Here is a 26043-nt window from a genome sequence, read left to right on the forward strand (position 1 = left end):
ATTATACCGGCGCTTCTCGGGGAGCGCCAATCGGCTGGCGCGGTTTGAGGAATTTGCTGGCGAACAGCTCGGCGGGCAGCGGCGGGCTGAGGACGAAGCCCTGGATCTGCTCGCAGCCTTCGTGGGTGAGGAAGCTCTGCTGGCCTTCGGTTTCCACGCCTTCGGCGATCACCGTGAGCTGCATGCTGCGGCCGAGGGCGATGATGGCGCGGGTGATGGCGGCATCGTGGGGATCGTCGGGGAGGCCGCGGATGAACGACTTGTCGATCTTCAGGATGTCCAGCGGCAGGCGCTTGAGGTAGCTGAGCGAGGAGTAGCCGGTGCCGAAGTCGTCGATCGCCAGCTGTACGCCGAGGCGTTTGAGGCCGTGGAGGACGGCGAGGGCCTCCTCGGTCTGATTCATGATGAAGCTCTCGGTGATTTCCAGTTGCAGCCGCGACGGTTCCAGGCCGGACTGCTCCAGCAGTTGCTCGAGGCGTTCGATCAGTTGCGGCTGGCCGAGCTGGGCGCCGGCGAGGTTGACCGACAGCGGGCCGAACGGCGCGTGCAGCTTTTGCCATTCGCCCATCTGCTGGCAGGCGTGTTCCAGCACCCAGTCGCCGAGGGGCAGGATCAGGCCGCAATCCTCGGCGAGGGGGATGAAGCGCTCCGGGGAAATTTCCCCGAACAGCGGATGGTACCAGCGCACCAGTGCCTCGGCGCCGACCAGCAAGCCGCTCTCCAGGCTCAGCTTGGGTTGGTAGTAGAGCTGCAACTCGTCGCGCTCGAGGGCGCGGCGCAGTTCGGTTTCCAGCGCCATGCGCTCGGTGGCCAGGTAGGTCAGTTCGCGGGTGTAGTACTCGATGCGGCTGCGGCCCCGCGACTTGGCGCGGTACATGGCGGCGTCGGCGTTCTTCACCAGGGTCGGGGCGTCGTCGCCGTCCTTGGGGAACAGGGCGATGCCGACGCTGGCGCTGACGAAGAATTCATGACCGTCGGCCTGGAACGGCGCGGTGAAGGCATTCAGCAGCTTGCGCGCGACGTGCTCGGCGTCGCTTTCCTGGTGCAGGCCTGGGAGCAGGATGATGAATTCGTCGCCCCCCAGGCGGGCCACGGTATCGACGTCGCGCAACTGGTCGCGCAGGCGTTCGGCGATGGCCTTGAGCAGCAGGTCGCCGATGGGATGGCCGAGGCTGTCGTTGATGTGCTTGAAGCGGTCCAGGTCGATGAACAGCACGGCGCCGGGACGACTCTCTTCGCGGGCCTCGTCGAGGGCGTGATTGAGCCGGCTCTCGAACAGCAGGCGATTGGGCAGGCCGGTGAGCGGATCGTGGTGGGCCTGGTAGTCGAGCCGGGCCTGGGCGTACTTGAGGGTGGAGATATCGGCGAAGACGCCGACGAAGTGGGTGATCTCGCCCTGCGGATTGTGTACCGCGCTGATGGTCAGCCATTCGGGGTACAGCTCGCCGGTCTTGCGTCGGTTCCAGATCTCGCCCTGCCAGTGCCCGTCGCGTTCCAGCTGGTTCCACATGGCCAGGTAGAAGCTGGAGTCGTGTTGTCCGGAGGAGAGCAGGCTGGGCGAGCGTCCCAGCGCCTCCTGCTCGCTGTAGCCGGTGATCTCGCTGAAGGCGCGGTTGACCGCGGTGATGCGTTGGCGGGTATCGGTGATCATCACGCCTTCGGCGGTGCTTTCGAAGACGGTGGCGGCCTGCTGCAGCTTCTCCTGCATGAGCTGGCGCTCGGTGATATCGCGGGCGATGGTCAGCACGCAGTCCTCGCCATCGATGCTGATCCGGTGGGCGGACATCTCGCACTGGCGGATGCCACCGTTGCGGTCCCGTACAGGGGCGGTGAAGCCCTGGGTCAGGGTGTGGTGGCGTACCAGCGAGATCAGGCGCTTGCGGTCCTCGGTGTCGACCCACAGGCCGAGTTCGAGCGTGGAGCGGGAGATGACCTCGTCGCGGCGGTAGCCGGTGAGACGGGTGAAGCCTTCGTTCACGTCGATCAGCGTGCCGTCTTCGAGGCGGCTGATCAGCAGACCGTCGGGGTAGGCATGGAAGGCGTTGGCGAACTTCTCCTCGGAGATCCGCAGCAGTTCCTGGGTCTCCACCAGGTGGGTGATGTCGCGGATCACTACCACCAGCGCCGGGGTCTGGTCGAGGGCCACGTGCTGGGCGCTGAGCAGCGCGCTGAAGGTACTGCCATTGCGGCGCCGCAGGGGCACCTCGAGGTTGGTCAGGTTGCCGTGGCCGAGCTTTTCCAGGACCTGCGGGCCCAGGCCGGGGAGTGCCCAGATGCCCAGCTCGGTGGCGGTCTTGCCGATGGCGTCGTCGGCGGCGATGCCGATCTGCTGCTCGAAGGTGCTGTTCACCGCGAGGAAGCGGCCGTCGGCGCCGTTGGCCAGTACCACCATGTCCGGGCAGTGGTGGAACACCGAAGCGAACTTCTGTTCGGACAGGCGCATGGCCTGCTCGGTGAGCTTGGCCTCGGTGATGTCGATCATCAGACCGCGCAGGAGCAGGTCCCGGCCTTGCGTGATCGGGGTGACCAGATCGCGAATCCAGACTACCCGGCCGTCGGCGGCGAGCATCCGGTAGTCGAAGCTGTGGTCGCGTCCGGCCTGGCTTTCGCTCATGCAGTAGTGGATGGCGTACTCGGCGTCCATGGGGTGCAGGGTCCGCTGCCAGAAGCCCGGCTGCAGCCATTCGCCAAGGGGATAGCCGAGCAGGCGTTCGGCGTGGGGCGAGACGTAGGTGAAGCGGTTCTCCTCGAGGCGCATTTCCCAGGCGATGGCATTCAGGCTTTCCACCAGTCCTCGGTAGTGCTGTTCGCTGTCGCGCAGTTCGCGCTCCAATTGCCGCCGGCGATTCACCTCGCGGCGCAGGCGGCGGTTCATGGCCAGCAGTATGGCGACCGAGACCAGGATCAGCAGGACGATGGGAAGACCGTAGGTCGCCATCTCGCGCCAGGCCGGACGTCGGTCGAGCAGGCCGCCGACCCAGGGGGCCTGGAGTCGCTCGATCTCCTCGGCGCTGAGGTCGGCGAGGACCTTGTCGACGATCCCGGCGAGGATCGGTTGTCCGCGCGGCACGGCCATCGCCAGTTGGTAGCGGTATGGCGTCTCGCCGCTGATCTCCAGGCCGTTGAGCTTGAGCTGGCGGAGGTTCCATACGCTGGAGGCGAAGTCGCCGACGAAGGCGTCGGCCTGGCCGGTGGCCAGCGCCTGCAGGGCTGCCGCTACCGAAGGCAGCGGCAGCAGGGTGAGGTCGGGATGCTGGGCGATCAGCAGTTCGTGAGGAGCATAGTGGTCGACCACCGCGACCTTGAGCCCGTAGAGCTCGTCGATGCGCTTCGGCATCGTGCCGTTCTTGCGTGCCAGGATGATGATCGGGAAGTCCAGGTAGGGCCGGGTGAAGCTCAGGTACTCCTGGCGCTCCGGGGTAGCCATGATGCCGGGCAGCAGGTCCAGCCGACCGTCCTTGGCCTGCTCCAGGACCTGCGTCCAGGTCTTCGGTTCGACAGGCGTCAGGCTGACGCCCAGGCGTTCCTGCAGTAGGCTGACGTAGCCGGCGGCGAGTCCCTGGTAGCGGCCCTGTTCGTCGCGGTATTCGAATGGCGGCCAGGAGGTGTCCACGCCCAGGCGGATGCTCGGGTGCTCGGCCAGCCAGGCCCGTTCCTCGGGCGTGAGCGTGAGGGTGCCGGCCAGCCCCGGCCAGCAGCAGGCCAGACACAGGAGAAGCACGGCCTGCAGACGCTGCATGAGGCGGTCTCGCGGTGGACGGGAATATAAGCGGAAGTGTAGACGCCGGGCGGCGGGGCAAGCGGCAAAGAAAAACCCCCGGTTTTTCAGGCCGGGGGTTCGTTCGTCACTCGTCGAGGAAGGAGCGCAGGTGCTCGCTTCGCGACGGATGGCGCAGCTTGCGCAGCGCCTTGGCTTCGATCTGGCGGATCCGCTCGCGGGTCACATCGAACTGCTTGCCGACTTCCTCGAGGGTGTGGTCGGTGTTCATGTCGATGCCGAAGCGCATGCGCAGCACCTTGGCTTCCCGGGCAGTGAGGCCGGCGAGGACTTCGCGGGTGGATTCCTTGAGGCTCTCGCTGGTCGCCATCTCGATCGGCGACTGCATGGTGGAGTCCTCGATGAAATCGCCCAGGTGCGAATCTTCGTCGTCACCGATCGGGGTTTCCATGGAGATCGGCTCTTTGGCGATCTTCAGTACCTTGCGGATCTTGTCCTCAGGCATGTCCATGCGCTCGCCAAGCTCTTCCGGGGTGGGCTCGCGACCCATTTCCTGGAGCATCTGGCGGGAGATGCGGTTGAGCTTGTTGATCGTCTCGATCATGTGCACCGGGATGCGGATGGTGCGTGCCTGGTCGGCGATCGAACGGGTGATCGCCTGGCGAATCCACCAGGTGGCGTAGGTGGAGAACTTGTAGCCACGACGGTATTCGAACTTGTCCACCGCCTTCATCAGGCCGATGTTGCCTTCCTGGATCAGGTCGAGGAATTGCAGGCCGCGGTTGGTGTACTTCTTGGCGATGGAAATCACCAGGCGCAGGTTGGCCTCGACCATTTCCTTCTTCGCCCGGCGAGCCTTGGCTTCGCCGATCGACATCGCGCGGTTGATTTCCTTGATCTCGGCGACGGTCAGCTCGACCTCGCTTTCCAGGGCCGCCAGCTTCTGCTGGTTGCGCAGGATGTCGTCGCGCAGGCGCTCGATGGCCTCGGCGTACTTCGGCTTGCTCTTCAGGACGCTGTCGACCCACTTCTCGTCGGTCTCGTGGTTCGGGAACAGGCGCAGGAAGTCGGCACGCGGCATGCGCGCGTCACGCACGCAGAGTTGCATGATGGCGCGTTCCTGGGCGCGCACGCCTTCCAGGGCGGAGCGCACGCGGGCGACCAGGGCGTCGAACTGCTTGGGCACCAGCTTGATCGGCATGAACAGCTCGGCCAGGCCGGTGAGTTCGGCGGTGGCCTGCTTGCTGCCGCGACCGTGCTTCTTCAGGGCCTTCTTGGCCTTGTCGAGCTGCTCGGAGACCGCGGTGAAACGCAGGCGGGCTTCTTCCGGATCCGGACCGCCGTCGCCTTCGTCGTCGCTGTCGCTGCTGTCGTCGCTTTCTTCTTCCTCGTCGTCCTTCTCTTTCGAGTCGGCGGAATCGTCCTTCAGGTTGACCGGCTCCACCTCTTCGGCGGGCAGGCTGCCGTCATCGGGATCGATATAGCCGCTGAGGACGTCGGAGAGGCGACCGCCTTCGGCGACGATGCGATTGTAGTCGGCCAGGATGCTGTCCACCGTGCCCGGGAACTGGGCGATGGCGCTCATCACTTCGCGGATGCCTTCCTCGATGCGCTTGGCGATTTCGATCTCGCCTTCGCGGGTCAGCAGTTCCACGGTACCCATTTCACGCATGTACATGCGCACCGGGTCGGTGGTGCGACCGATGTCGCTTTCCACCGCGGCGAGGGCCGCTGCGGCTTCTTCCGCTGCGGCTTCGTCGGTATCCGCCTCGGCCAGCAACAGGGCATCCGCATCCGGGGCTGTCTCGAATACGTTGATCCCCATGTCGTTGATCATGCGGATGATGTCTTCCACCTGTTCCGGATCGGAAATATCCTCCGGCAGGTGGTCGTTGACCTCCGCGTAAGTCAGGTATCCCTGCTCACGGCCTCGGGCGATCAACTCTTTCAGACGAGATTGCTGTTGCGCTTTTCCGGACATAACACCCTATCCACTGAAGGTCTTGGCGGGCAAAAAATAAGCAGAGGATTATACCTGATGCCTGGGCTGAGGCGCCAGTTCAGCTCTGGGAAGGCGATGAAGCGGCAACACTGTAGTGCTCTCTGAGCAAGGCTTTCTCTTCATCGGTCAGTTCACTGTAGCTCTTCTGCATGACGCTGCGTAAACGCTCCTCCCGCTCGCCGAAACGCTGGCTCTCGGAGAGTTTAGTAATGGTGTCGAAGAACTGCTTTTCAAGGTTCTCCTGGACGATCAGCCACTCCTTCTCGCCCAGGGCCTGCAGCAGGCGGCCCTGGGGCGTGCCGTGCCAGCGCGCGATGAGTTGCATCGAGCTCTGCCGCGGGTTCTTCTGCAGGGCTTCCAGCAGGGACACCAGCAACTGGGCGTAGGTATCCTGCTCCCTGGCGAGGGTGCCCGCATCGTCGACCTTCAAGGCCAGCTGCGGATGATGCAGCAAGGTGCGCAGGGCGTTGAGGGTGGTGGACTCCACGCTGACCGGCGTTCGTTGCGGAGCCTTGAAGTCGCCGCGGCCGCCTTTGTCCCACTTCTTCTTGCCATCCCACTTCTTGCCGTCCCAGGGCTTCTTGTCCTTGTTCCAGCTCTTGCGCGGTTGCGCCTCGCCATAGCCTGGCGCAGCGTCGAACGGCGCATGGGAGGGCTCGTTCTCGTAGTAGGCGCTGGCGGCGAAATAGTCGTCGCCGTCCAAGACGCCGCTCGCTCCGTGGTCCATGGACGACGGTGGCGGGCTGTGGTGCGCCAGTTGTCCGATGTTTTCGCCGGACAGGCCGGTGATTTCCGACAGACGTTGCCGCATCAGCAGGCGCAGGTTGTTCCCGGGAATCTTCTCCAGCAGCGGCGCGGCGAGGGTCGCCAGGTGGGCCTTGCCTTCCAGGGTGGCGGGGTCGGCCTCCAGCATCAGTTGCTGGAAGAAGTACTCCGCCAGCGGCTGGGCCTGCTGGGTGATGCGTGCGCGGAAGGCATCCTCGCCCTCGGCGCGTACCAGGCTGTCCGGGTCCTCCCCCTCGGGGAGGAACAGGAAGCGCACGCGCTTGCCGTCCTGCAGGTTCGGCAGCACCGACTCCAGGGCGCGCCAGGCCGCCTTGCGGCCGGCCTGGTCGCCGTCGAAACAGAACAGGATGCTCGGTACCAGGCGGAACAGGCGCTTGATGTGTTCCTCGCTGGTCGCCGTGCCGAGGGTCGCCACCGCGTTGCGGATGCCTTGCTGGGCCAGGGCGATGACATCCATGTAGCCCTCGACCACCATGATCTCGTCGAGGTCGCGATTCTTCTGCCGGGCTTCGTAGAGTCCGTAGAGTTCCTGCCCCTTGTGGAAGACCGGAGTCTCCGGGGAGTTCAGGTACTTCGGCTTGTCGTCGCCGAGCACCCGGCCGCCGAAGGCGATGATCCGCCCGCGGCTGTCGCGGATCGGGAACATCACGCGATCGCGGAAGCGGTCGTAGCGCTTGCCGGTGTCGCTGTTCTCCACCAGCAGGCCGGCGTCGAGCATGGCCTTGAGTTGCAGGTTGTCGCCACCCAGGTGCTTGAGCAGGTTGTCCCAGCCGGGCGGGGCGAAACCGAGGCCGAAGTCGCGGGCGATCTCGCCGGTCAGGCCGCGGCCCTTCAGGTAGTTCACCGCGGCCTTGCGCGCCGGGTGGCTTTTCAGCGCCTGCTTGTAGAACTCGGCGGCGGCGCTGAGCAGCGGGTAGAGCGGCGAGTCGGTCGGCTGGCGCGGCGTGTGCCCGCGTCCGCCGCGTTCCTCGCGCGGCACGTCCATGCCGGCGCGCTTGGCCAGTTCCTCGACCGCCTGGGGGAACTCCAGCTGGTCGTGGTCCATGACGAAGCCGAGCGCGTTGCCGCCGGCGCCGCAGCCGAAGCAGTAGTAGAACTGCTTGTCCGGGCTGACGGTGAACGAGGGAGTCTTTTCCTTGTGGAACGGGCAGCAGGCGCTGTAGTTCTTGCCGGTTTTCTTCAGCTGGATGCGCGAACTCACCACCTCGACGATGTCGGTGCGGTTCAGCAGGTCATCGATGAAGCTTTGCGGTATCAGGCCGGCCATGGTGTTCTCGAAAACGACGGCGCGTGGGCGCAGAGCGGCAGCATAGCAATTATCGCCGGGCCGATCAGGCCGGCGCGGTGTTTCAGGAGGAGAGGCGCGCCTTCAGGCGCTGGCTGACCTGTGCCATGTCGACGCGACCCTGGACCTGCGGTCGCAGCAGGTTCATCGCCTTGCCCATGTCCTGCGGACCCTGGGCGCCGCTGTCGACGATGCTGCGCTCGATCAGGGCGTCGATCTCATGGTCGTCCAGGGGCTTGGGCATGAAGTCCTGGAGCACGAGGATCTCGGCGGCCTCGACCTCGGCGAGGTCCTGGCGGCCGGCGTCGCTGAACTGGCGCTGGGCGTCGCGGCGCTGCTTGATCATCCGGTCTAGGATCAGCAGGGCTCGGGCGTCATCCACCTCGATGCGTTCGTCGACTTCGACGCGCTTGATGTCCGCGAGGGCCAGGCGCAACGTGGTCAGCCGCGGCTTGTCCTGGGCGCGCATGGCGACCTTGACGGCGTCGAGGAGGCGGGATTTGATTTCGCTCATGGCGGAAAGCCGAAAGCCCGGCCGAGGCCGGGCTGAGGCACGATCACTGACGCGTGGGCGTCGAGTGGATCAGTACAGGCGCTCGCGACGGCGCTGTTCGCGCTGTACTTTCTTCGCGTGGCGCTTCACTGCGGCAGCGGCCTTGCGCTTGCGCTCGGCAGTGGGCTTCTCGTAGAACTCGCGGCTGCGAACTTCAGCCAGTACACCTGCTTTTTCGCAGGAGCGCTTGAAACGACGCAGGGCTACGTCGAAGGGTTCGTTCTCTTTTACTTTGACGGCTGGCATCCAGGTCGTACCTTCACTGATTACCGGGGGTTGAACGTACTCCGGCAAGGTGGCGCGGATACGTCGGTTTTCAAGGGTTGCGGATATTAACGGTTCGGCCGGAGGAATGCAAAGCCTCCGATCGAAAAACACTGGTCTGGCGCAAAGCCGCCGATTATCATGCGCGGCTTCGTATTTGCCAAGCTCTAAGGCTCAAGCCCATGCGCGTGCTGGGACTGGAAACGTCCTGCGACGAAACCGGCGTCGCCCTTTACGACAGCGAACGCGGCCTGCTGGCCGACGCGCTGTTCAGTCAGATCGACCTCCATCGCGTCTACGGCGGCGTCGTGCCCGAGCTGGCCTCGCGCGACCACGTCAAGCGCATGCTGCCGCTGATCCGCCAGGTGCTCGACGAGTCCGGCTGCACGCCGGCGGATATCGACGCGATCGCCTATACCGCCGGTCCCGGCCTGGTCGGCGCCCTGCTGGTGGGGGCTTCCTGTGCCCAGGCGATGGCCTTCGCCTGGGGCGTGCCGGCGGTCGGCGTGCACCACATGGAAGGGCACCTGCTGGCGCCGATGCTGGAAGAGCAGCCACCGCGGTTCCCGTTCGTCGCCTTGCTGGTTTCCGGCGGTCACACCCAGTTGGTGCGGGTGGACGGCATCGGTCGCTACCAGTTGCTTGGCGAATCGATGGACGACGCCGCCGGCGAAGCCTTCGACAAGACCGCCAAGCTGATCGGCCTGGGCTATCCCGGCGGTCCGGAAATCGCCCGCCTGGCGGAGCTCGGCACTCCTGGCCGCTTCGTGTTCCCGCGGCCGATGACCGATCGCCCCGGCCTGGACTTCAGCTTCAGCGGGCTCAAGACCTTTACCCTGAACACCTGGCAGCGTTGCGTCGAGGCCGGCGACGACAGCGAGCAGACCCGCTGTGACATCGCCCTGGCGTTCCAGACCGCGGTGGTCGAGACCCTGCTGATCAAGTGCCGTCGCGCCTTGAAGCAGACCGGCCTGAAGAACCTGGTGATCGCCGGCGGCGTCAGCGCCAACCAGGCGCTGCGCAGCGGCCTGGAAAAGATGCTCGGCGAAATGAAGGGGCAGGTGTTCTACGCCCGCCCGCGCTTCTGCACCGACAATGGCGCGATGATCGCCTACGCCGGCTGCCAGCGCCTGCTCGCCGGCCAGCATGACGGCCCGGCGATCAGCGTCCAGCCGCGCTGGCCGATGGAGTCGCTGCCGGCGGTCTGAGTGGCCGCCAGGTCGCAGTCAGGCAGGTGTCGATGACGTAGCTGGGCCAGACTGCATGAAGTTTTTTCCTTTTATGGATTAGAAATGCCGTTCGCGGCCGGCGAACAGATCGCGTAAGTTGGCGCGGTGCCGCCAGACGATCAGGCCGGTCAGCACGGTCATCGGCAGCAGCGCTCCGGGCTGCTGCCAGGCCAGCAACGGCAGGGTCAGCGGGGTGGCCACCAGCGAGGCGAGCGAGCTGGTGCGCGACAGCTTGAAGGTCAGCAGCCAGGCCGCCGCGGCCAGCAGTACGGCCGGCGGATAGAGGCCGAGGAGCATGCCCGCGGCGGTGGCGACACCCTTGCCGCCGCGGAAGTTGAAGTACAGCGGGTACAGGTGGCCGATCACGGCGGCGATGCCGACCCAGGCCTCCTCCATCACGCCGAGCCCCAGCCAGCGGGCGACCAGCACCGGCAGCAGGCCTTTGCCGACGTCGCCGAGCAGGGTCAGGATGGCGAGTTTCTTCCCGGCGACGCGCAGCATGTTGGTCGCGCCGGGGTTGCCGGAACCGCTGGCGCGCGGGTCCTGGGTGCCGAACCAGCGGCTGAGCAGGACGGCGAAGGAGAGGGAACCGAGCAGGTAGGCGAGGATCGCCAGTAGCCAGACCATGGATTCCACCGAGGACGAGGATGTCCTCGATTCTAACGGGGCGGCGCACGCTTGTCGTGGCATCCCTTGGAGCGGGTAGCGAAGTGGACAGAGTTTTTATCGAAGGCTTGGAGGTCGATACCGTCATCGGCGTGTACGACTGGGAGCGCGGCATCCGTCAGTGCCTGCGCCTGGACCTGACCCTGGGCTGGGACAACCGTCCGGCCGCTGCGGGCGATGATCTCGCCCTGGCGCTGGACTATGCCGCGTTGTCCGAGCGGGTGCAGGAATTCGCCCGGGAATCGCATTTCCAGTTGGTGGAAACCTTCGCCGAGCGCCTCGCCGAGGTACTGATGGGCGAGCGCGGCATTCCCTGGCTGCGCATCCGCGTGACCAAGCCCGGCGCGGTGCCGGCGGCCCGTGGCGTTGGCGTGGAGATCGAACGCGGATGTCGCTGATCCCGGTCTACCTCGGCCTCGGCAGCAATGTCGAGCGTGAGCGCCATCTGCATGCCGGCCTCGATGCGCTGGCCGCTTTCCTTCATGACCTGCGTTGTTCGCCGGTATTCGAGAGCGAGCCGGTGGGTATCAAGAGCGGGCCGTTCTTCAACCTGGTGGTGTCTGCCCGCACCGATCTGCCGCTGGCCGAACTGAGCCTGCGACTCAAGCACATCGAGGCCGACAATGGCCGCTATGCGCCAGAGCGCAAGGGACTGCCGCTGGATATCGACGTGCTGTTCTACGGCGACCTGCTGGGCGATTTCGATGGCCTGGTGCTGCCGCGCGCCGAAGTGCTGAAGAACGCTTTCGTGCTCTGGCCCTTGTCCGAGCTGGCGCCGAACCTGGAGCATCCGGTCGCCCGCCAGCCGCTGGGCGATCTCTGGCGCGAGGCGAGGATCCAGCAGAAGCTCTGGCCGGCGCCATTCGAATGGCGTGGCCAGGCGTTGACTCCCGAAGCGCTGCTTCAGGCCTTTCCGCGTTCTTCCTTGTAGGCCTTGAGTGCGGCGAGGCGCGCACGCTTCAGCGCCTCGCCCAGTTCCGCGCCCTTCAAGCCCTTTTCCACCAGCGGCTTCACGCTGACTGCCCGCGCTGCCTGCGCCGCGCCGAGCAGGTAGGCGGCCTGCGGATAGTCCCGCTGTTCCAGGCCGAGGCGGCCGCGCGCGTCCATCTCGCTGGCGGCGACGAACTCCTCGAAACGCTGCGGGCGGCGATACACGTCGAAGCTCTGCAACAGCTCCAGCAGTGTATTCGGGCGCAGCTCCAGCGCCCGATGGGCGTGGGTGTGGTACTCGCCCACCAGGCGCGCCAGTTCCTGGCAGTCGCGCGGCACCCTGAAGCGCTGGTTCACCGCATCGATCAACGGCACGCCGCGAGCCTCGTGGGCGATATGGCGGGGCCAGTCCGCTTCGCTGGTGAGTCCCTTGCCCAGGTCGTGCAGCAGGCAGGCCCAGCGTACGCTGAGCGGCTGCCGGTGGCGGGCGCATTGCTGCAATACCGACAGGACATGGACGCCGGTATCGATTTCCGGATGGTGGGCCGCCGGCTGCGGTACGCCGAATAGCGCCTCGACTTCCGGGATCAGTTCGGCCAGGGCGCCGCAGTCGTGCAAGACCTGGATGAAGACCTCGGGGTTGGGTTCCATCAGGGCTCGGGAAATTTCCTTCCAACTGCGCTCCGGGGTCAACGCCTGCAACTCGCCGGATTCCGCCAGTTGGCGCATCAGGGCGAGGGTTTCGGCGGCGACCCGGAAGCCCAGGCCGGCGTAGCGGGCGGCGAAGCGCGCTACGCGCAGGACCCGCAGGGGATCCTCGGCGAACGCCGGGGAAACGTGGCGCAGCAGGCGCGCCTCGAGGTCGGCCTGGCCGCCGTAGGGGTCTATTACCCGGCCCTGTTCGTCCTCGGCCATGGCGTTGATGGTCAGGTCACGGCGAGTCAGGTCTTCCTCCAGGGTCACCTCGGGGCTGGCATGGAAGGTGAAGCCGCCGTAGCCGCGCCCGCTCTTTCGCTCGGTGCGCGCCAGGGCGTATTCCTCGCCGCTCTGCGGATGAAGGAAGACCGGGAAGTCGGCGCCCACCGGGCGGTAGCCGCGGGCGAGCATCTCGTCGCTGCTGGCACCGACCACCACCCAGTCGATATCGGTGACCGGACGGCCGAGAAGGCGATCGCGCACGGCGCCGCCGACCTTGTAAATCTGCATGGGAATCCTCCGCGTGATAGGCGGAAGTCTACCCCAGGGTGTCCTAGCGGGCGCGTGGAAGCTGCCGGAGCAGGGCGCCGACCGCCAGTTCGAGCTGCTCCGGATTGGCCCTGGCGGGGCTGAGGCCGGTGCTTACCATACCTTCCCAGAGAACGCGCTCCTCCAGGTCGACCAGGCGCACGCGCAATGTCCCGGTTTCGTCGCGCAGGCGGTGGATCGCCAGATAAGGCCCCATGCCGGAGGTGGGCGGAAGGTCGGGGCGGAATTCCAGCGGTGCGTCGCGTAGCGCCAGCCAGTAGTAGACGCGGAATTGCGGGGTGGCGCTCTCGTGGTAGCCGTGGGCCGCCAGTCCCTGGCGCAGCTCTGCGTTTATCAGCGGATAGCGGTTGCGGTAGGGAAGGGCGTCGACCGCCTGTTCCGGCGGCATCAACTGGAAACCTTGCAGGCCGGGCAGTCCGGCGCTGCCCGGATGGGTCACCCGGGCGCTGGGGATGTGGCTGGCGCAGGTGGGCAGAACGAGGCAGAGCAGGACGATAGCGAACAGGCGCATGGCGGCTCCCGTGGACGGCCGGCTTCTTGTTCTGCTGTGGGCGGCCCCGACCGTGCCGGCATGCTGGCCGGCGGTCGGGGCGGACGTCAACCGATCAAATGGGCGGGATGATCAGGTCCAGGCGCGGGTAGCCTTCCTCGCCCTCGCTGGCGCCCTTGGGCGGCATGTGGTGGGTCTGCACGAGCTGGTCGCCCTGCAGGGTCTCCAGGTGGATATCGAAGCCCCACAAGCGATGCAGGTGCTTGAGCACGTCGGCGGTGGAGTCGCTCAGCGGCTGGCGGTCGAACTGCTGGTGGCGCAGGGTCAGCGAGCGGTCGCCGCGACGGTCGACGTTCCAGATCTGGATGTTCGGCTCGCGGTTGCCGAGGTTGTACTGCGCCGCCAGGGTCTCGCGGATGGTGCGGTAGCCGGCTTCGTCGTGGATCGCCGCGACCAGCAGGTCGTCCTTCTGGTCGTCGTCGAGAATGCTGAACAGCTTCAGGTCGCGAATCACCTTGGGCGAGAGGAACTGCAGGATGAAGCTTTCGTCCTTGAAGCTCTTCATGGCGAACTTCAGCGTGGCCAGCCAGTCGCTGCCGGCGATATCCGGGAACCAGCGGCGGTCCTCGTCGGTAGGTTCCTCGCAGATGCGGCGGATGTCGCGGTACATGGCGAAGCCCAGGGCGTAGGGGTTGATGCCGCTGTAATAGGGGCTGTCGAAGGACGGCTGGTAGACCACGCTGGTGTGGTATTGCAGGAACTCCATCATGAAGCCGTCGTTGACCAGGCCTTCGTCGTAGAGGTCGTTGAGCAGCGTGTAGTGCCAGAAGGTCGCCCAGCCTTCGTTCATCACCTGGGTCTGGCGTTGCGGGTAGAAATACTGGGCGATCTTGCGCACGATGCGGATCACCTCGCGCTGCCAGGGCTCCAGAAGCGGCGCGTTCTTCTCGATGAAGTAGAGGATGTTCTCCTGCGGCTCGCTCGGATAGCGCGCCATGGATTGTTCCTTGTCCTTGCCGCCGACGCGCGGGATGGTCCGCCAGAGGTCGTTGACCTGGCGCTGGATCAGTTCCTCGCGCTCCTTCTGCCGCTGCCGCTCCTCTTCCGCGGAAATCGGGTAGGGACGCTTGTAGCGGTCGACACCGTAGTTCATCAGGGCGTGGCAGGAGTCGAGCAGGTCTTCCACCGCGTCGATCCCGTAGCGCTCCTCGCACTGCATGATGTACTGCTTGGCGAACACCAGGTAATCGATGATTGAACTGGCATCGGTCCAGGTGCGGAACAGGTAGTTGCCCTTGAAGAAACTGTTGTGCCCGTAGCAGGCGTGGGCGATCACCAGCGCCTGCATGCACTGGGTGTTTTCCTCCATCAGGTAGGCGATGCAGGGATCGGAGTTGATCACGATCTCGTAGGCCAGGCCCATCTGGCCACGCTTGTAGTTCTTTTCCGTACTGAGGAAGTGCTTGCCGTAGGACCAGTGGTTATAGCCGATCGGCATGCCCACCGAGGCGTAGGCGTCCATCATCTGCTCGGCGGTGATCACCTCGATCTGGTTCGGATAGGTATCCAGGGCATAGCGCTCGGCGATCCTGCTGATTTCCCGGTCGTACTGCTGGATCAGCTCGAAGGTCCATTCCGAGCCGGTGGCGATGGGCTGGCGCTTGCTCATGCGACGAGCCTCCTCTGGAACAGCTCGCGGAACACCGGGTAGATGTCCGATGCCGAGACGATCTGCTGCTGGGCGAAGCTGTCTTCGAAGGCTTCGCGCACGCGCTCGTACTCGAACCACAGGGCCTGGTGTTCGCGCGGGGTGATCTCGACGTAGGTGTAGTACTGGACGAACGGCATGATCTGCTTGAGGAGGATGTCCCGGCACACCGGCGAGTCGTCGTTCCAGTTGTCGCCGTCCGAGGCCTGGGCGGCGTAGATGTTCCACTCATGGGTCGGATAACGCTCGGCCATGATCTCCTGCATCATCTTCAGCGCGCTGGAGACGATGGTGCCGCCGGTCTCGCGGGAGTAGAAGAACTCCTCCTCGTCGACCTCGCGGGCGCTGGTGTGGTGGCGGATGAACACCACTTCGATCTTCTCGTAGTTCCGCTTGAGGAACAGGTAGAGCAGGATGAAGAAGCGCTTGGCGATGTCCTTGGTCGCCTGGGTCATCGAGCCGGAGACGTCCATCAGGCAGAACATCACCGCCTTGGAGGTGGGGTTGGGCTGCTTGACCAGCAGGTTGTACTTGAGATCGAAGGTATCGAGGAACGGCACCCGGTCGATGCGCGCGCGGAGCTTGGCGATTTCCAGCTCGAGTTCCTGGATATCGCCGAGGTTGTCCGGCTCTTCGCGCTTGATCCGCTCCAGTTCCTTCAGCGCCGCGCGCAGCTTGGCCCGGCTGCCGCCGGACAGCGCGATGCGCCGCGCATGGGCCGAGCGCAGGGTGCGGACGATGTTGATGCGCGACGGGTTGCCGTCGTTGCTGATGCCGGCGCGGACGGTCTTGAAGGTGTCGGTGCCGGTGATGTGGCGCTTGACCAGGTTGGGCAGCTCCAGGTCCTCGAACATGAAGTCGAGGAATTCCTCCTGGGTGATCTGGAAGACGAAGTCGTCCATGCCTTCGCCGCTGTTGCTGGCCTTGCCGCCGCCGCGGCCGCCCCCGCCGCCGGATGGGCGGGCGATGTGCTCGCCGGCGGTGAATTCCTTGTTGCCGGGGTGGACGACGGTCTGCCGCCCGCCGCGGCCATGGTGCAGCACCGGTTCGTCGATATCGCGCCCGGGAATGCTGATCTGCTCGCCGTGCTCCATGTCGGTAATGGAGCGCCGGCTGACGGCCTCCTCGACGGCCTTCTTGATGTGTTCACGGTAGCGCCTCAGGAAGCGCTGGCGGTTCACCGTGCTCTTGTTCTTGCCGTTCAGACGCCGGTCGATGACGTAGCTCATGAATGCTCCTCAGGGCCTGTGGCGCCCCGCCGGAGCGGAGGCGCCGAGGTCCGAATGCGACGGCGACCGGTACGGTCGCAGCGACCGTACCGATGGCAGACTACTGCGACTTGCGAACCCGCAGGTACCATTCCGACAGCAGGCGGACCTGCTTCTCGGTGTAGCCGCGCTCGACCATGCGTTTGACGAAGTCGTTGTGCTTCTGCTGGTCCTCCTTGCTGGCCTTGGCGTTGAAGCTGATGACCGGAAGCAGGTCCTCGGTGTTGGAGAACATCTTCTTCTCGATCACTACGCGCAGCTTCTCGTAGGACAGCCAGCTCGGGTTCTTGCCGTTGTTGCCGGCGCGGGCGCGCAGCACGAAGTTGACGATCTCGTTGCGGAAGTCCTTCGGGTTGCTGATGCCCGCGGGTTTCTCGATCTTCTCCAGTTCCTCGTTGAGGGCGGCGCGGTTGAGGATCTCGCCGGTTTCCGGGTCGCGGTATTCCTGGTCCTGGATCCAGAAGTCGGCGTACAGCACATAGCGGTCGAAGATGTTCTGACCGTATTCGCTGTAGGACTCCAGGTAGGCGGTCTGGATTTCCTTGCCGATGAACTCGACGTAGCGCGGCGCCAGGTATTCCTTGATGAAGCGCAGGTAGCGCTCGCGGGTTTCCGGCTGGAACTGTTCCTGCTCGATCTGCTGTTCGAGGACGTAGAGCAGGTGCACCGGGTTGGCCGCTACCTCGTGCGGGTCGAAGTTGAATACCTTGGAGAGGATCTTGAAGGCGAAGCGGGTGGAAAGCCCGGCCATGCCTTCGTCGACCCCGGCCGAGTCGCGGTATTCCTGGATCGACTTGGCCTTGGGATCGGTATCTTTCAGGTTTTCGCCGTCATATACCCGCATCTTCGAGTAGATATTCGAGTTTTCCGGCTCTTTCAGCCTCGACAGCACGGAGAACTGCGAGAGCATCTTCAGGGTGTCCGGCGCGCAGTGGGCATGCGCCAGCGAGCTGTTGACCAGCAACTTGTCGTAGATCTTGATCTCGTCCGCCACGCGCAGGCAGTACGGCACCTTGACGATGTAGATGCGGTCGATGAAGGCCTCGTTGTTTTTGTTGTTGCGGAAGCTGTGCCATTCCGACTCGTTGGAGTGAGCCAGGATGATGCCGCTGTAGGGCAGGGCGCCGAGGCCTTCGGTGCTGTTGTAGTTGCCTTCCTGGGTCGCGGTCAGCAGCGGGTGCAGGACCTTGATCGGGGCCTTGAACATCTCGACGAATTCCATCAGGCCCTGGTTGGCCCGGCAGAGGGCGCCCGAATAGCTGTAGGCGTCCGCGTCGTTCTGCGGGTATTCCTCCAGCTTGCGGATGTCGACCTTGCCGACCAGCGCGGATATATCCTGGTTGTTCTCGTCGCCGGGTTCGGTCTTGGCGATGGCGATCTGGTTGAGGATCGAGGGGTACAGCTTGACCACGCGGAACTGGCTGATGTCGCCGCCGAACTCGTTGAGGCGCTTGGTTGCCCAGGGCGACATGATCGAGCGCAGGTAGCGCCTCGGGATGCCGTAGTCCTCCTCGAGGATGGCGCCGTCTTCGTCGGGGTTGAACAAGCCCAGCGGCGACTCGAAGACCGGCGAGCCCTTGATCGCGTAGAAGGGCACCTTCTCCATCAGTTGCTTGAGTTTTTCCGCCAGGGAGGATTTACCGCCGCCGACCGGGCCGAGCAGGTAAAGGATCTGCTTCTTCTCCTCCAGGCCCTGGGCCGCGTGGCGGAAGAACGCGACGATCTGGTCGATGCATTCCTCCATGCCGTGGAAGTCGGCGAACGCCGGGTAGCGGCGAATCACCTTGTTGGAGAAGATCCGCGACAGCCTGGAGTCCACCGAGGTGTCCAGCAACTCCGGCTCGCCGATCGCCATCAGCAGGCGCTCGGCGGCGGAGGCATAGGCTGTCTTGTCTTGCTTGCAGAGGTCGAGATATTCCTGGAGGGAATATTCCTCTTGGCGGGTCGCTTCGAAGCGTTCCTGGAAGTGACTGAAAATGCTCATGACGTCTCCTCGCTCGATGCAGTGAGCCGGCGCGGGATCGGTCGTGCGGGTGCGGGGGGGCCGCCAGCCAGGCCGGCGAGAATCCCCCAGACTCCGTCGCTGCACGGTGCTTCCCTTTCCGCCAGCGCTCCTAACGGTCACAGCCGATGGCCCGGAAGCCGGTGTGCCGGCTCTCCCCTGTTTTGGATGGCCTGAGGAAAAGAATAGTTCGTTCTGGACGGAGTAAAGGAAGAAAGGCGAGAGAAGTTACAGTTTTTTTGGCGGGGTAGCGGCGCGGCCTACTCCGCTTCGCCGCTGCTGGTATCCGCGGGATAGACGCTGCGCCATAGCTCGAAGCCGCCGTCGAGGCTGTAGACGTCGCTGAAGCCCTGCTGGATGAAATAGGCGGCGGCGCTCTGGCTGGAGTTGCCGTGGTAGCAGACCACCACCAGCGGAGCGTCGAGGTCGGCGGCGGCGATGAAGTCCGCCACCGAGTGGTTGTCGATGTGCCGCGAGCCGCTGATATGGCCGACAGCGAAGCTCTGCGGGTCGCGGATGTCGACCACCTGGGCGCCGTTTTCACGGAGCTGGCGGGCCTGTTCGGGGGCGATGCGCTGGAAGGTGTCGCTCATGTCGGGGTACCTGTGTACAGGGCGTCCACCGGACGCCGGGGATTCATGCGGGCGTGGCGGCGGGTCTGGCCGGCGCGCGCTGTTCGGCGCAATCGCAGCTCAGGCGTTCGCCGCTGTCGACGTTCAGCAGGGTCATCCGCGCGCCCCAGACGCAGCCGGTGTCCAGGGCGAACAGGCCGGGCTCGTCGCAGTGGCCTTCGAGGGCCGCCCAGTGGCCGAAGATGATCTTCTCGCCGCGGGTCTTGCGCGAAGGGAAGCTGAACCAGGGGGCGTAGCCGGGCGGCGCGGTGTCGAGGCCTTCCTTGCTCTTCAGGTCGAGCTTGCCATCTTCGGTGCAGAAACGCATGCGGGTGAAGTAGTTGGTGATCACCCTCAGGCGGTCGATGCCATGCAGCTTCTTGTCCCACTTGGCCGGTTCGTTGCCGTACATGCCGTCGAGGAACAGCGGCAGGCGCTGGTCGTCGCGCAATGCTTGCTCCACCTCGGCTGCGCGCAGGCGGGCTTTTTCCAGGCTCCACTGCGGGGGGATGCCGGCATGCACCAGGGCGACCTTGCGTTGTTCGTCGTAGTGCAGCAGCGGCAGGCGACGCAGCCAGTCGAGCAGTGGCTCGCGGTCCGGCGCCTCGAGGATTTCCCGCAGCGTGTCGGACTTCTTCAGGCGCTCGGACTTGTGCGCCACCGCCAGCAGGTGCAGGTCGTGGTTGCCCAGAACGCTGACCACCGACTCGCGCATGGCATAGAGGAAGCGCAGCGTCTCCAGGGACTGCGGGCCGCGGTTGACCAGGTCGCCGACCAGCCACAGGCGGTCCTTGGCCGGGTCGAAGGCGACGCGCTCCAGCAGGCATTTCAGGGGATCCAGGCAACCCTGCAGGTCGCCTACCGCGTAGACCGCCATCAGTGCAGCGCTCCCGGTACGGCCAGGCGAAACACCGGGATCGCGGCGTCGAAGGCGATTCCGTCGCTGCCGAGCATCTGGTAGCTGCCGCGCATGCTGCCGACCCGGGTCGCCAGCACCGTGCCGCTGGTGTAGGTGTGTTGCGCGCCGGGGGCGATCAGCGGTTGCTCGCCGACCACGCCGGCGCCGCGAACTTCCTGGGTACGGCCGTCGCCGTCGGTGATGATCCAGTGGCGCGACAGCAGTTGGGCCGGAACCTCGCCCTGGTTCTCGATGGTCACCGTGTAGGCGAAGGCGAAACGGTTCTGCTCTGGGGCGGACTGTTCCGGAAGGTAGCGGGTGTCGACCCTGACGTTGACCTGGTGCTGGGTATCGCTCATACGGCTTGCCTGATTCCTGACGAGTGTCTCACCAGACTAACGATTGCCTGGCAGCTCGGCCAGCCGGTTGGCCAGGCGGACGAATGCGGCCAGGTCGAGTTGTTCGGGACGGAGGGTCGGATCGACCTCTGCGGCCTCGATGTCCTCGACGCTCAGGAGAGGCTTGAGGGTATTGCGCAGGGTCTTGCGGCGCTGGTTGAAGGCCTCGCGGACCACCCGCTCGAGCAGTTTCGGATCGCGTGCCGGATGGGGCGGCTCGGCGAAGGGGGTGAGACGGACGATGGCCGAGTCGACCTTGGGCGGCGGGTTGAACGCGCCGGGGCCGACGTTGAACAGGTGCTCCACCCGACAGTGATACTGGACCATGATCGAAAGCCGGCCCCAGTCCCCGCCGCCCGGCGTGGCCGCCAGGCGCTCGACCACTTCCTTCTGCAGCATGAAGTGCATGTCCTCGATCACCGGCGCGTACTCCAGCAGATGGAAGATCAGTGGCGTGGAGATGTTGTAGGGCAGGTTGCCGACCACTCGCAGCTTCTCGCCGCTCTCCACCAGCGAGGCGAAATCGAACTTGAGGGCGTCGCCCTGGTGCAGGCTGAAGCGCGACTCGAGGCCGAATTTCAGCTTCAACAGGGGGATCAGGTCCTGGTCGAGCTCGATCACGTCCAGGCGTGCGCCGCTGCCCAGCAGTCCCTCGGTCAGGGCGCCCTGGCCCGGGCCGATCTCCAGCAGGCGCTGACCCTCGCGGGCATGGATGGCACGGAGGATGCGGTGAATCACCCCGGCATCGTGCAGGAAGTTCTGGCCGAAGCGCTTGCGCGCGCGGTGTTGGTAAAGCTCGGACATTGGAAACGGTTCCAGGCTGCGGGCCCCAGGCCAAGGCGGGAGGCGCGGATGCGAAAGGGCGCCATTTTAACAGCGAAGCGTCGGGCCGGCAGGGCTAAACGATGGCCGACCGCCGTCAGCAGCGGCTGGCCGCCATCTGGTAGGCGGTTTCCAGGGCGACCTGCAGGCTGCCGCTATCGATGCGGCCGCTTCCGGCCAGGTCGAGCGCGGTACCGTGGTCGACAGAGGTGCGGATGATCGGCAGGCCGAGGGTCACGTTCACGGCGGCACCGAAGCCCTTGTACTTGAGCACGGGGAGACCCTGGTCGTGGTACATCGCCAGCACCGCGTCGCAATGCTCCAGGTGCTTGGGAGTGAACAGGGTGTCGGCCGGCAGCGGGCCGACCAGGTCGAGGCCTTCGCCACGCAGGCGCTCGAGGCAGGGTTCGATCACCTCGATCTCTTCCCGGCCCAGGTGACCGCCTTCGCCGGCGTGCGGGTTGAGTCCGCAGACCAGGATGCGCGGATGGGCGATGCCGAACTTGTCGCGCAGGTCGGCGTGGAGGATGCGCGCGACCCGGGACAGGCGCTCGTCGCTAATGGCGTCGGCGACCTCGCGCAGCGGCAGGTGGGTGGTCGCCAGGGCAACGCGCAGGCCACGAGTGGCCAGCATCATCACCACCTGGGCGGTGTGGGTGAGGTCGGCGAGGAATTCGGTATGGCCGGAAAAGGGGATGCCGGCTTCGTTGATCACGCCCTTGTGCACCGGTGCGGTGATCATCCCGGCGAAGTGCCCGTCGAGGCAGCCCTGGCCGGCGCGGGTCAGGGTTTCCAGGACGTAGGCGGCGTTGGCTCGGTCCAATTGCCCGGGCCGGACCGGGGCGGCCAGGGGCGTATCCCATACGTACAGTTGGCCGGCTTTGGCCGGTCGCTCTGGCCAGGCGGCCGGGGAAACGTCCTTAAGGTCGATCGCCAGGCCCAGTTGGCCGGCGCGCTCTTGCAGGAGCGTGCGGTTGGCGATGGCGATCAGGGGGTGGGGCTGGGCGGAGCGGGCGAGCAGCAGGCACAGATCGGGTCCGATACCTGCCGGCTCGCCTGGAGTGAGCGCGAAGCGCAGGCTCACTGCTTGATTTCCACGTAGGCCTCGTCGCGGATCTGCCGCAGCCAGGCTTGCAGTTCCTCGTCGTACTTGCGGTTGCGCAGTACGCTTACCGCCTGCTGCTCGCGGAACTTCTCGCTGCTGTCGGTGGCGCGACGGCCGAGGACCTGCAGGATGTGCCAGCCGAACTGCGAGCGGAACGGCTTGGACAGCTCGCCCTGCGGGGTATCGTTCATCACCTGACGGAACTCGGGCACCAGGGCTTCCGGATCGATCCAGTTCAGGTCGCCGCCGTTGAGGGCGGAACCCGGATCTTCGGAGAAGCTCTTCGCCAGTTCGCCGAAGTCTTCCCCGGACTGGATGCGCTCGTACAGCTTCTGCGCCAGCTTCTCGGTCTCCGCTTCGCTGCGGATTTCGCTGGGCTTGAGCAGGATATGGCGGACATGCACCTCGTCACGGACCATCTTGCTGCCGCCGCGCTTCTCTTCCAGCTTGAGGATGATGAAGCCGCCGGGGGTGCGGACAGGCTCGGTGACGTCGCCGACGGCCAGGGAGCCGATCATGCTGTCGAACGGCTGCGGCAACTGGGCAGCCTTGCGCCAGCCGATCTCGCCGCCTTCCAGGGCGTTGTCGCCGGCCGAGCGGGAAATCGCCAGTTGGCCGAAGTCGGCGCCCTGCTTGAGCTGCTGGTAGAGCTCCTGGGCCTGCCTTGCGGCGGCCTGGATCACGTCCGAGGACGCGGCTTCCGGCACCGGGATCAGGATATTGGCCAGGCGGTACTCTTCGGAAAGCTGGATCTTGCCCATGTCCGAGGCAAGGAAGTTCTTCACCTCCTGCTCGCTGACCTGGATGCGCTCGGCGACCCGGCGCTGACGCACACGGCTGATCACCATCTCGCGACGGACTTGCTCGCGGGCGTCGGCGTAGGACAGGCCGTCGCGGGTGAGGGCGGCCTGGAACTGCTCCAGGCTCATGCCGTTGCGCTGGGCGATGGTGCCCATCGCCTGGTTCAGCTCCTCGTCGGAGATACGGATGCCGGAGCGGTCGCCGATCTGCTGCTGGATGTTCTCGATGATCAGGCGTTCCAGCACCTGCTGGGTCAGCACGTGCTCGGGCGGCAGCGGCGCGCCGCGCTTGAGCAGCGTCTGGTGCACTTCACGCAGGCGCTGGTCGAGCTGGCTCTGCATGATCACATCGTTGTCGACGATGGCGACGACCCGGTCCAGTGGTACCACTTCGGCATGCGCGAAGGAGCAAAGGAGTGCTGCGCCCAATGCAAGGGGGCGCAGCCGGTTACATAGCTTGATCTTCACGTTGACGATAACCTTGGATGCCTTTGTCGAGGAACATTTCCGTCTTGTTGCCTACGATGCCGCCGAGGCCCTTCAGGACGATCTGCAGGAAGATGCCGCGGTCGGCCTTCTCGCTCTGCACGAGGAAGGCGTCATCGTCCACATCCAGCCAGTAGCGGTTGATCAGGCGCAGCTTCCAGCAGCAGCTGTCGTATTCGAAGCCGCCGAAGGCCTCGAGTGTGCGGTTCTTGTTGTAGTCGTACTGCCAGCGGGCGAGCACGGACCACTGCGGCACCAGCGGCCAGATGACCGAGAAGTCGTGCTGCTTGATGATGTCGTTTTCGCGACCATATTCGAAGCGCCCGGTGGAGCTGTTGAAGCGACGGGAGTCTTCGCGATAGCGATAGCCCGCATTGACGACCTTGTTCGGATTGTTTTCCGGTTGGTAGTGGAACATTGCACTGCCGGACTCGGTGCGGCTGGTGTTTGGGTTCCAATTGAAATCGGAAGTGACATTCCAGTCACGATTGAAGCGGTACAGACCGGCCAGGGCATAAGGTGACCGCCAACTGTCGGTGTCTGGTCTCTTTACTTCTGGCAGAGCTGGATCTTCCAGCCTCTTTTGTTCCAAGAGATCCAGATCTTTTTCGCTCAGGCCTGGCAACTGGACTCGGCGATCACGGAAGTAGTAGATCTGGCCGGCACTCAGTGTGGCACGTTCAAAACCGTTCGATTCGATGAAGCGAGTCGTCACGCCCAAGGACAGCTGGTTGGCGTCGCCGATGCGGTCGCGGCCTGAGAAGCGGTTCTCACGCCATAGCGAGTCGTAGCTGAATGACGGTTCGCTGGTGTCGAAGACCGGGATATTTTCCTGGTTCTTGTATGGCACGTACAGGTACATGGCGCGAGGTTCCAGGGTCTGGCGGAACTTGGTGCCTGCGAAGCTGGTGTCCCGGTCGAAGTACAGGCCGCTGTCAATCTTGACCAGTGGTAGCGAGCGGTCCTGATTGCTATCGAAGGTTTCCTGATAGACGTTGAGGGAGTTCTTGCCCTTGCTGTCCAGATCCAGATCATATTTGGTGTAGAGATACTTCAGCGTCGGCGTCAGGTACCCCCAACTACGGGTCATCGGCAGGCTGACGCCAGGCTCAAGATGCATGCGGTCGCCGGTGGCACGGGCCAGGCCTTCCAGATAAGCGTCTGGGCGCTGTCCACGGATGCTGCCGTCATCGTTGAAGTAGACATTCTCGTCGAGGTCGCGGTCGAAGCGAACGAACTCGGTGGAGTAATCCAGTTTCAGGCCGCCCGGGTTATAGGGAAGGAAGCCGTTGAAGGTGATCTGCGGCAGGCGATCATAGGGCGTAATATCAGTGGTGGTCGCCAACTGATACGACTGTGCGTTCAGGCGTGCTGTGAAGGTATCGCCACGATAGGTTAGGGCTCCCTGCTGGTTGACGTAAGTAGTACTGCCCACCTGCAGGTCACTGTTCAGGTCCTGAAAGTAGTAGGGATCGCTGATCCGCGTGTAGTCGACCTCGGCCAGCCAGCGCGAATCGAGGCCGGTGGTGTTCTTGAGGCCGTACAGCCAGCGGTCCTTGCTGTAGTCCGGGAAGTTCTCGCGGTGGTCGTCCTTGTCGTTCAGGTAGGCGGCCGTCACCATCCCTTCGCTGCTGTGGGTCAGGTAGCGGAACTCGCCTTCCAGCATCATGCCGCGCTTGGCCATGTAGCGCGGGTACAACGTGGCGTCGTAGTTCGGCGCCAGGTTGAAGTAGTACGGGGTGACCAGGGTGAAGCCGGTGTCGCTGGTGCTGCTGAAGCTCGGCGGCAGGAAGCCGGACTGGCGGCGGTCGTCGATCGGGAAATAGATGTACGGGGTGTAGAACACCGGGAAATCTTTGACCCGCAGGGTCGCGTTGGTCGCGGTGCCGAAGCCGGTGGCCGGGTTCAGCTTGACGTTGTTGCCCTTCAGGGTCCAGGCGTTGCTGCTCGGTTCGCAGCGGGTGTAGGTGCCATCCTTGAGCATGATGATGGCGTTCTCGCTGCGCTTGGCGTAGAGCGCGCTGCCGCGGGCATGGGCCTTGTGGATCACGTACTCGGCGTTGTCGACCTGGGCCTCGCCGTTGTCCAGCTGGACCTGGGCGTGGTCGCCGACCACCAGCATGCCCTTGTCGCGCAGCTTGACGTTGCCGACCAGTTCGCCGCGGTTTTCCAGCTGGTGCAGGTTGGCCTCGTCGCCTTCCACCTGCATGCTGCCCTGGCGCAGGACCACGTCACCGGCGAGGGTGGCGATCTGTTTTTCCTGCTCGTAGCGCGAAGCCTTGGCGGATACGTAGGTCGGGCTCTCGTCGCTGGGCGCGCCGTCATCCATGCCCGGACGGACCGGCTCGATGTAGGAGCCGCCGCAATAGGGGCCGATTTCCGCCAACTGGGCGGCGGTCAGTTTTTCCCGAGGAATCCAGTCGAGGTGCGAGTAGTCCGCGCTGCGGGACTTCAGCGCGCGACCGCCGGACTCGGTGACCAGGCGCTGGGTCGGCTCTGCCTCGACGGTTTCGCCTCCGCTGCCGGATACGCTGCTGCCCGCCGCGGCGGTGCTGACCGAGGTCGCGGTATGCGCCGGGCGCGGTGGCAGGTTGGCATTGGCGTTCTGCAGCGGGGAGCAATCCCAGCCGCCGGTGGCCGACACCTTGCAGTCGAACTGATCGGCGGCCTGTACAGTCAATGCTGCGACCGGCTGCAGAGCCAGCAGGCTGCCGGTGACCAGCAGGGGAAACTTTCTTCGAAACACGAGGGATTTCACTGCCATCTTGTTAATCCGG

General features: G+C 65.0%; 21 protein-coding genes. 3 read left to right on the forward strand and 18 right to left on the reverse strand.

What is annotated here, in order from left to right; translation table 11 throughout:
- Position 1: 1 nt before the first annotated feature.
- The 5 genes from ACM0M4_RS03140 to rpsU all read right to left on the reverse strand — a co-directional run bounded on the left by ACM0M4_RS03140 (position 2) and on the right by rpsU (position 8590).
- Positions 2 to 3739 carry an EAL domain-containing protein gene (locus ACM0M4_RS03140; protein ID WP_054375851.1) on the reverse strand — a complete coding sequence of 1246 codons (3738 nt, stop codon included), beginning with the start codon at positions 3737 to 3739 and terminating at the stop codon, positions 2 to 4.
- Between the two features lie 106 nt (positions 3740 to 3845).
- Entirely contained in the window at positions 3846 to 5699 is a 1854-nt protein-coding gene (gene rpoD, locus ACM0M4_RS03145) for an RNA polymerase sigma factor RpoD (protein ID WP_003085035.1), read from the reverse strand.
- A 79-nt stretch (positions 5700 to 5778) separates the two neighbouring features.
- A complete protein-coding gene (dnaG, locus tag ACM0M4_RS03150) occupies positions 5779 to 7773 on the reverse strand; it encodes a DNA primase (RefSeq protein WP_003121834.1) in 1995 nt (664 codons plus the stop codon).
- A gap of 82 nt (positions 7774 to 7855) precedes the next feature.
- Positions 7856 to 8305 (reverse strand): GatB/YqeY domain-containing protein, encoded by a 450-nt coding sequence (locus tag ACM0M4_RS03155; protein WP_003085042.1) that lies wholly within the window; start codon positions 8303 to 8305, stop codon positions 7856 to 7858.
- Positions 8306 to 8374: 69 nt separating this feature from the next.
- Positions 8375 to 8590, reverse strand: coding sequence for a 30S ribosomal protein S21 (rpsU, locus tag ACM0M4_RS03160; RefSeq protein WP_003085057.1), 216 nt, complete (start codon positions 8588 to 8590; stop codon positions 8375 to 8377).
- 200 nt (positions 8591 to 8790) lie between these two features.
- On the opposite strand from rpsU, the gene tsaD reads away from it, so the two are divergent.
- On the forward strand, positions 8791 to 9816 hold the full coding sequence (gene tsaD, locus ACM0M4_RS03165) for a tRNA (adenosine(37)-N6)-threonylcarbamoyltransferase complex transferase subunit TsaD (protein WP_003099590.1): 1026 nt from the start codon (positions 8791 to 8793) through the stop codon (positions 9814 to 9816).
- Positions 9817 to 9894: 78 nt separating this feature from the next.
- On the opposite strand, the gene plsY is transcribed toward tsaD, so the two are convergent.
- On the reverse strand, positions 9895 to 10464 hold the full coding sequence (gene plsY, locus ACM0M4_RS03170; protein ID WP_003085061.1) for a glycerol-3-phosphate 1-O-acyltransferase PlsY: 570 nt from the start codon (positions 10462 to 10464) through the stop codon (positions 9895 to 9897).
- A gap of 83 nt (positions 10465 to 10547) precedes the next feature.
- On the opposite strand from plsY, the gene folB reads away from it, so the two are divergent.
- Positions 10548 to 10901, forward strand: coding sequence for a dihydroneopterin aldolase (folB, locus tag ACM0M4_RS03175; RefSeq protein WP_003099587.1), 354 nt, complete (start codon positions 10548 to 10550; stop codon positions 10899 to 10901).
- Entirely contained in the window at positions 10892 to 11434 is a 543-nt protein-coding gene (gene folK / locus ACM0M4_RS03180; RefSeq protein WP_054375850.1) for a 2-amino-4-hydroxy-6-hydroxymethyldihydropteridine diphosphokinase, read from the forward strand. The genes folB and folK overlap by 10 nt, the downstream gene beginning before the upstream one ends.
- Here folK and ACM0M4_RS03185 read toward each other — a convergent pair.
- The 12 genes from ACM0M4_RS03185 to lptD all read right to left on the reverse strand — a co-directional run bounded on the left by ACM0M4_RS03185 (position 11407) and on the right by lptD (position 26030).
- Positions 11407 to 12639, reverse strand: coding sequence for a multifunctional CCA addition/repair protein (locus tag ACM0M4_RS03185; RefSeq protein ID WP_003099584.1), 1233 nt, complete (start codon positions 12637 to 12639; stop codon positions 11407 to 11409). The genes folK and ACM0M4_RS03185 overlap by 28 nt on opposite strands.
- 43 nt (positions 12640 to 12682) lie before the next feature.
- Complete coding sequence (locus tag ACM0M4_RS03190; protein ID WP_221345481.1) at positions 12683 to 13189, reverse strand: hypothetical protein; 507 nt, start codon at positions 13187 to 13189, stop codon at positions 12683 to 12685.
- Positions 13190 to 13283: 94 nt separating this feature from the next.
- On the reverse strand, positions 13284 to 14837 hold the full coding sequence (locus ACM0M4_RS03195) for a SpoVR family protein (protein ID WP_003099581.1): 1554 nt from the start codon (positions 14835 to 14837) through the stop codon (positions 13284 to 13286).
- Positions 14834 to 16105: a YeaH/YhbH family protein gene (locus tag ACM0M4_RS03200; protein ID WP_003099579.1), complete on the reverse strand. Its 1272-nt coding sequence runs from the start codon at positions 16103 to 16105 to the stop codon at positions 14834 to 14836. Before ACM0M4_RS03200 ends, ACM0M4_RS03195 begins: the two co-directional genes overlap by 4 nt.
- 100 nt (positions 16106 to 16205) lie before the next feature.
- Positions 16206 to 18128 carry a PrkA family serine protein kinase gene (locus ACM0M4_RS03205; RefSeq protein ID WP_003085078.1) on the reverse strand — a complete coding sequence of 641 codons (1923 nt, stop codon included), beginning with the start codon at positions 18126 to 18128 and terminating at the stop codon, positions 16206 to 16208.
- Between the two features lie 278 nt (positions 18129 to 18406).
- Positions 18407 to 18739 (reverse strand): thiosulfate sulfurtransferase GlpE, encoded by a 333-nt coding sequence (glpE, locus tag ACM0M4_RS03210; protein WP_003099577.1) that lies wholly within the window; start codon positions 18737 to 18739, stop codon positions 18407 to 18409.
- Between the two features lie 43 nt (positions 18740 to 18782).
- Positions 18783 to 19634 (reverse strand): symmetrical bis(5'-nucleosyl)-tetraphosphatase, encoded by an 852-nt coding sequence (locus ACM0M4_RS03215; RefSeq protein ID WP_003113213.1) that lies wholly within the window; start codon positions 19632 to 19634, stop codon positions 18783 to 18785.
- On the reverse strand, positions 19634 to 20014 hold the full coding sequence (apaG, locus tag ACM0M4_RS03220; protein WP_003085085.1) for a Co2+/Mg2+ efflux protein ApaG: 381 nt from the start codon (positions 20012 to 20014) through the stop codon (positions 19634 to 19636). The genes ACM0M4_RS03215 and apaG overlap by 1 nt, the downstream gene beginning before the upstream one ends.
- Before the next feature lie 36 nt (positions 20015 to 20050).
- Positions 20051 to 20857, reverse strand: a complete 807-nt coding sequence (rsmA, locus tag ACM0M4_RS03225; protein WP_003161932.1) for a 16S rRNA (adenine(1518)-N(6)/adenine(1519)-N(6))-dimethyltransferase RsmA — start codon at positions 20855 to 20857, stop codon at positions 20051 to 20053.
- Positions 20858 to 20972: 115 nt separating this feature from the next.
- Positions 20973 to 21959, reverse strand: coding sequence for a 4-hydroxythreonine-4-phosphate dehydrogenase PdxA (gene pdxA / locus ACM0M4_RS03230; RefSeq protein WP_054375849.1), 987 nt, complete (start codon positions 21957 to 21959; stop codon positions 20973 to 20975).
- Positions 21956 to 23248 (reverse strand): peptidylprolyl isomerase, encoded by a 1293-nt coding sequence (locus ACM0M4_RS03235; protein WP_003109024.1) that lies wholly within the window; start codon positions 23246 to 23248, stop codon positions 21956 to 21958. The genes pdxA and ACM0M4_RS03235 overlap by 4 nt, the downstream gene beginning before the upstream one ends.
- Positions 23229 to 26030 (reverse strand): LPS-assembly protein LptD, encoded by a 2802-nt coding sequence (lptD, locus tag ACM0M4_RS03240; RefSeq protein WP_034007354.1) that lies wholly within the window; start codon positions 26028 to 26030, stop codon positions 23229 to 23231. The genes ACM0M4_RS03235 and lptD overlap by 20 nt, the downstream gene beginning before the upstream one ends.
- Between the last annotated feature and the right edge of the window lie 13 nt (positions 26031 to 26043).

It is taken from the genome of Pseudomonas sp. 18-147, from assembly GCF_051048045.1.
Taxonomy (GTDB): Bacteria; Pseudomonadota; Gammaproteobacteria; order Pseudomonadales; family Pseudomonadaceae; genus Pseudomonas; species Pseudomonas aeruginosa.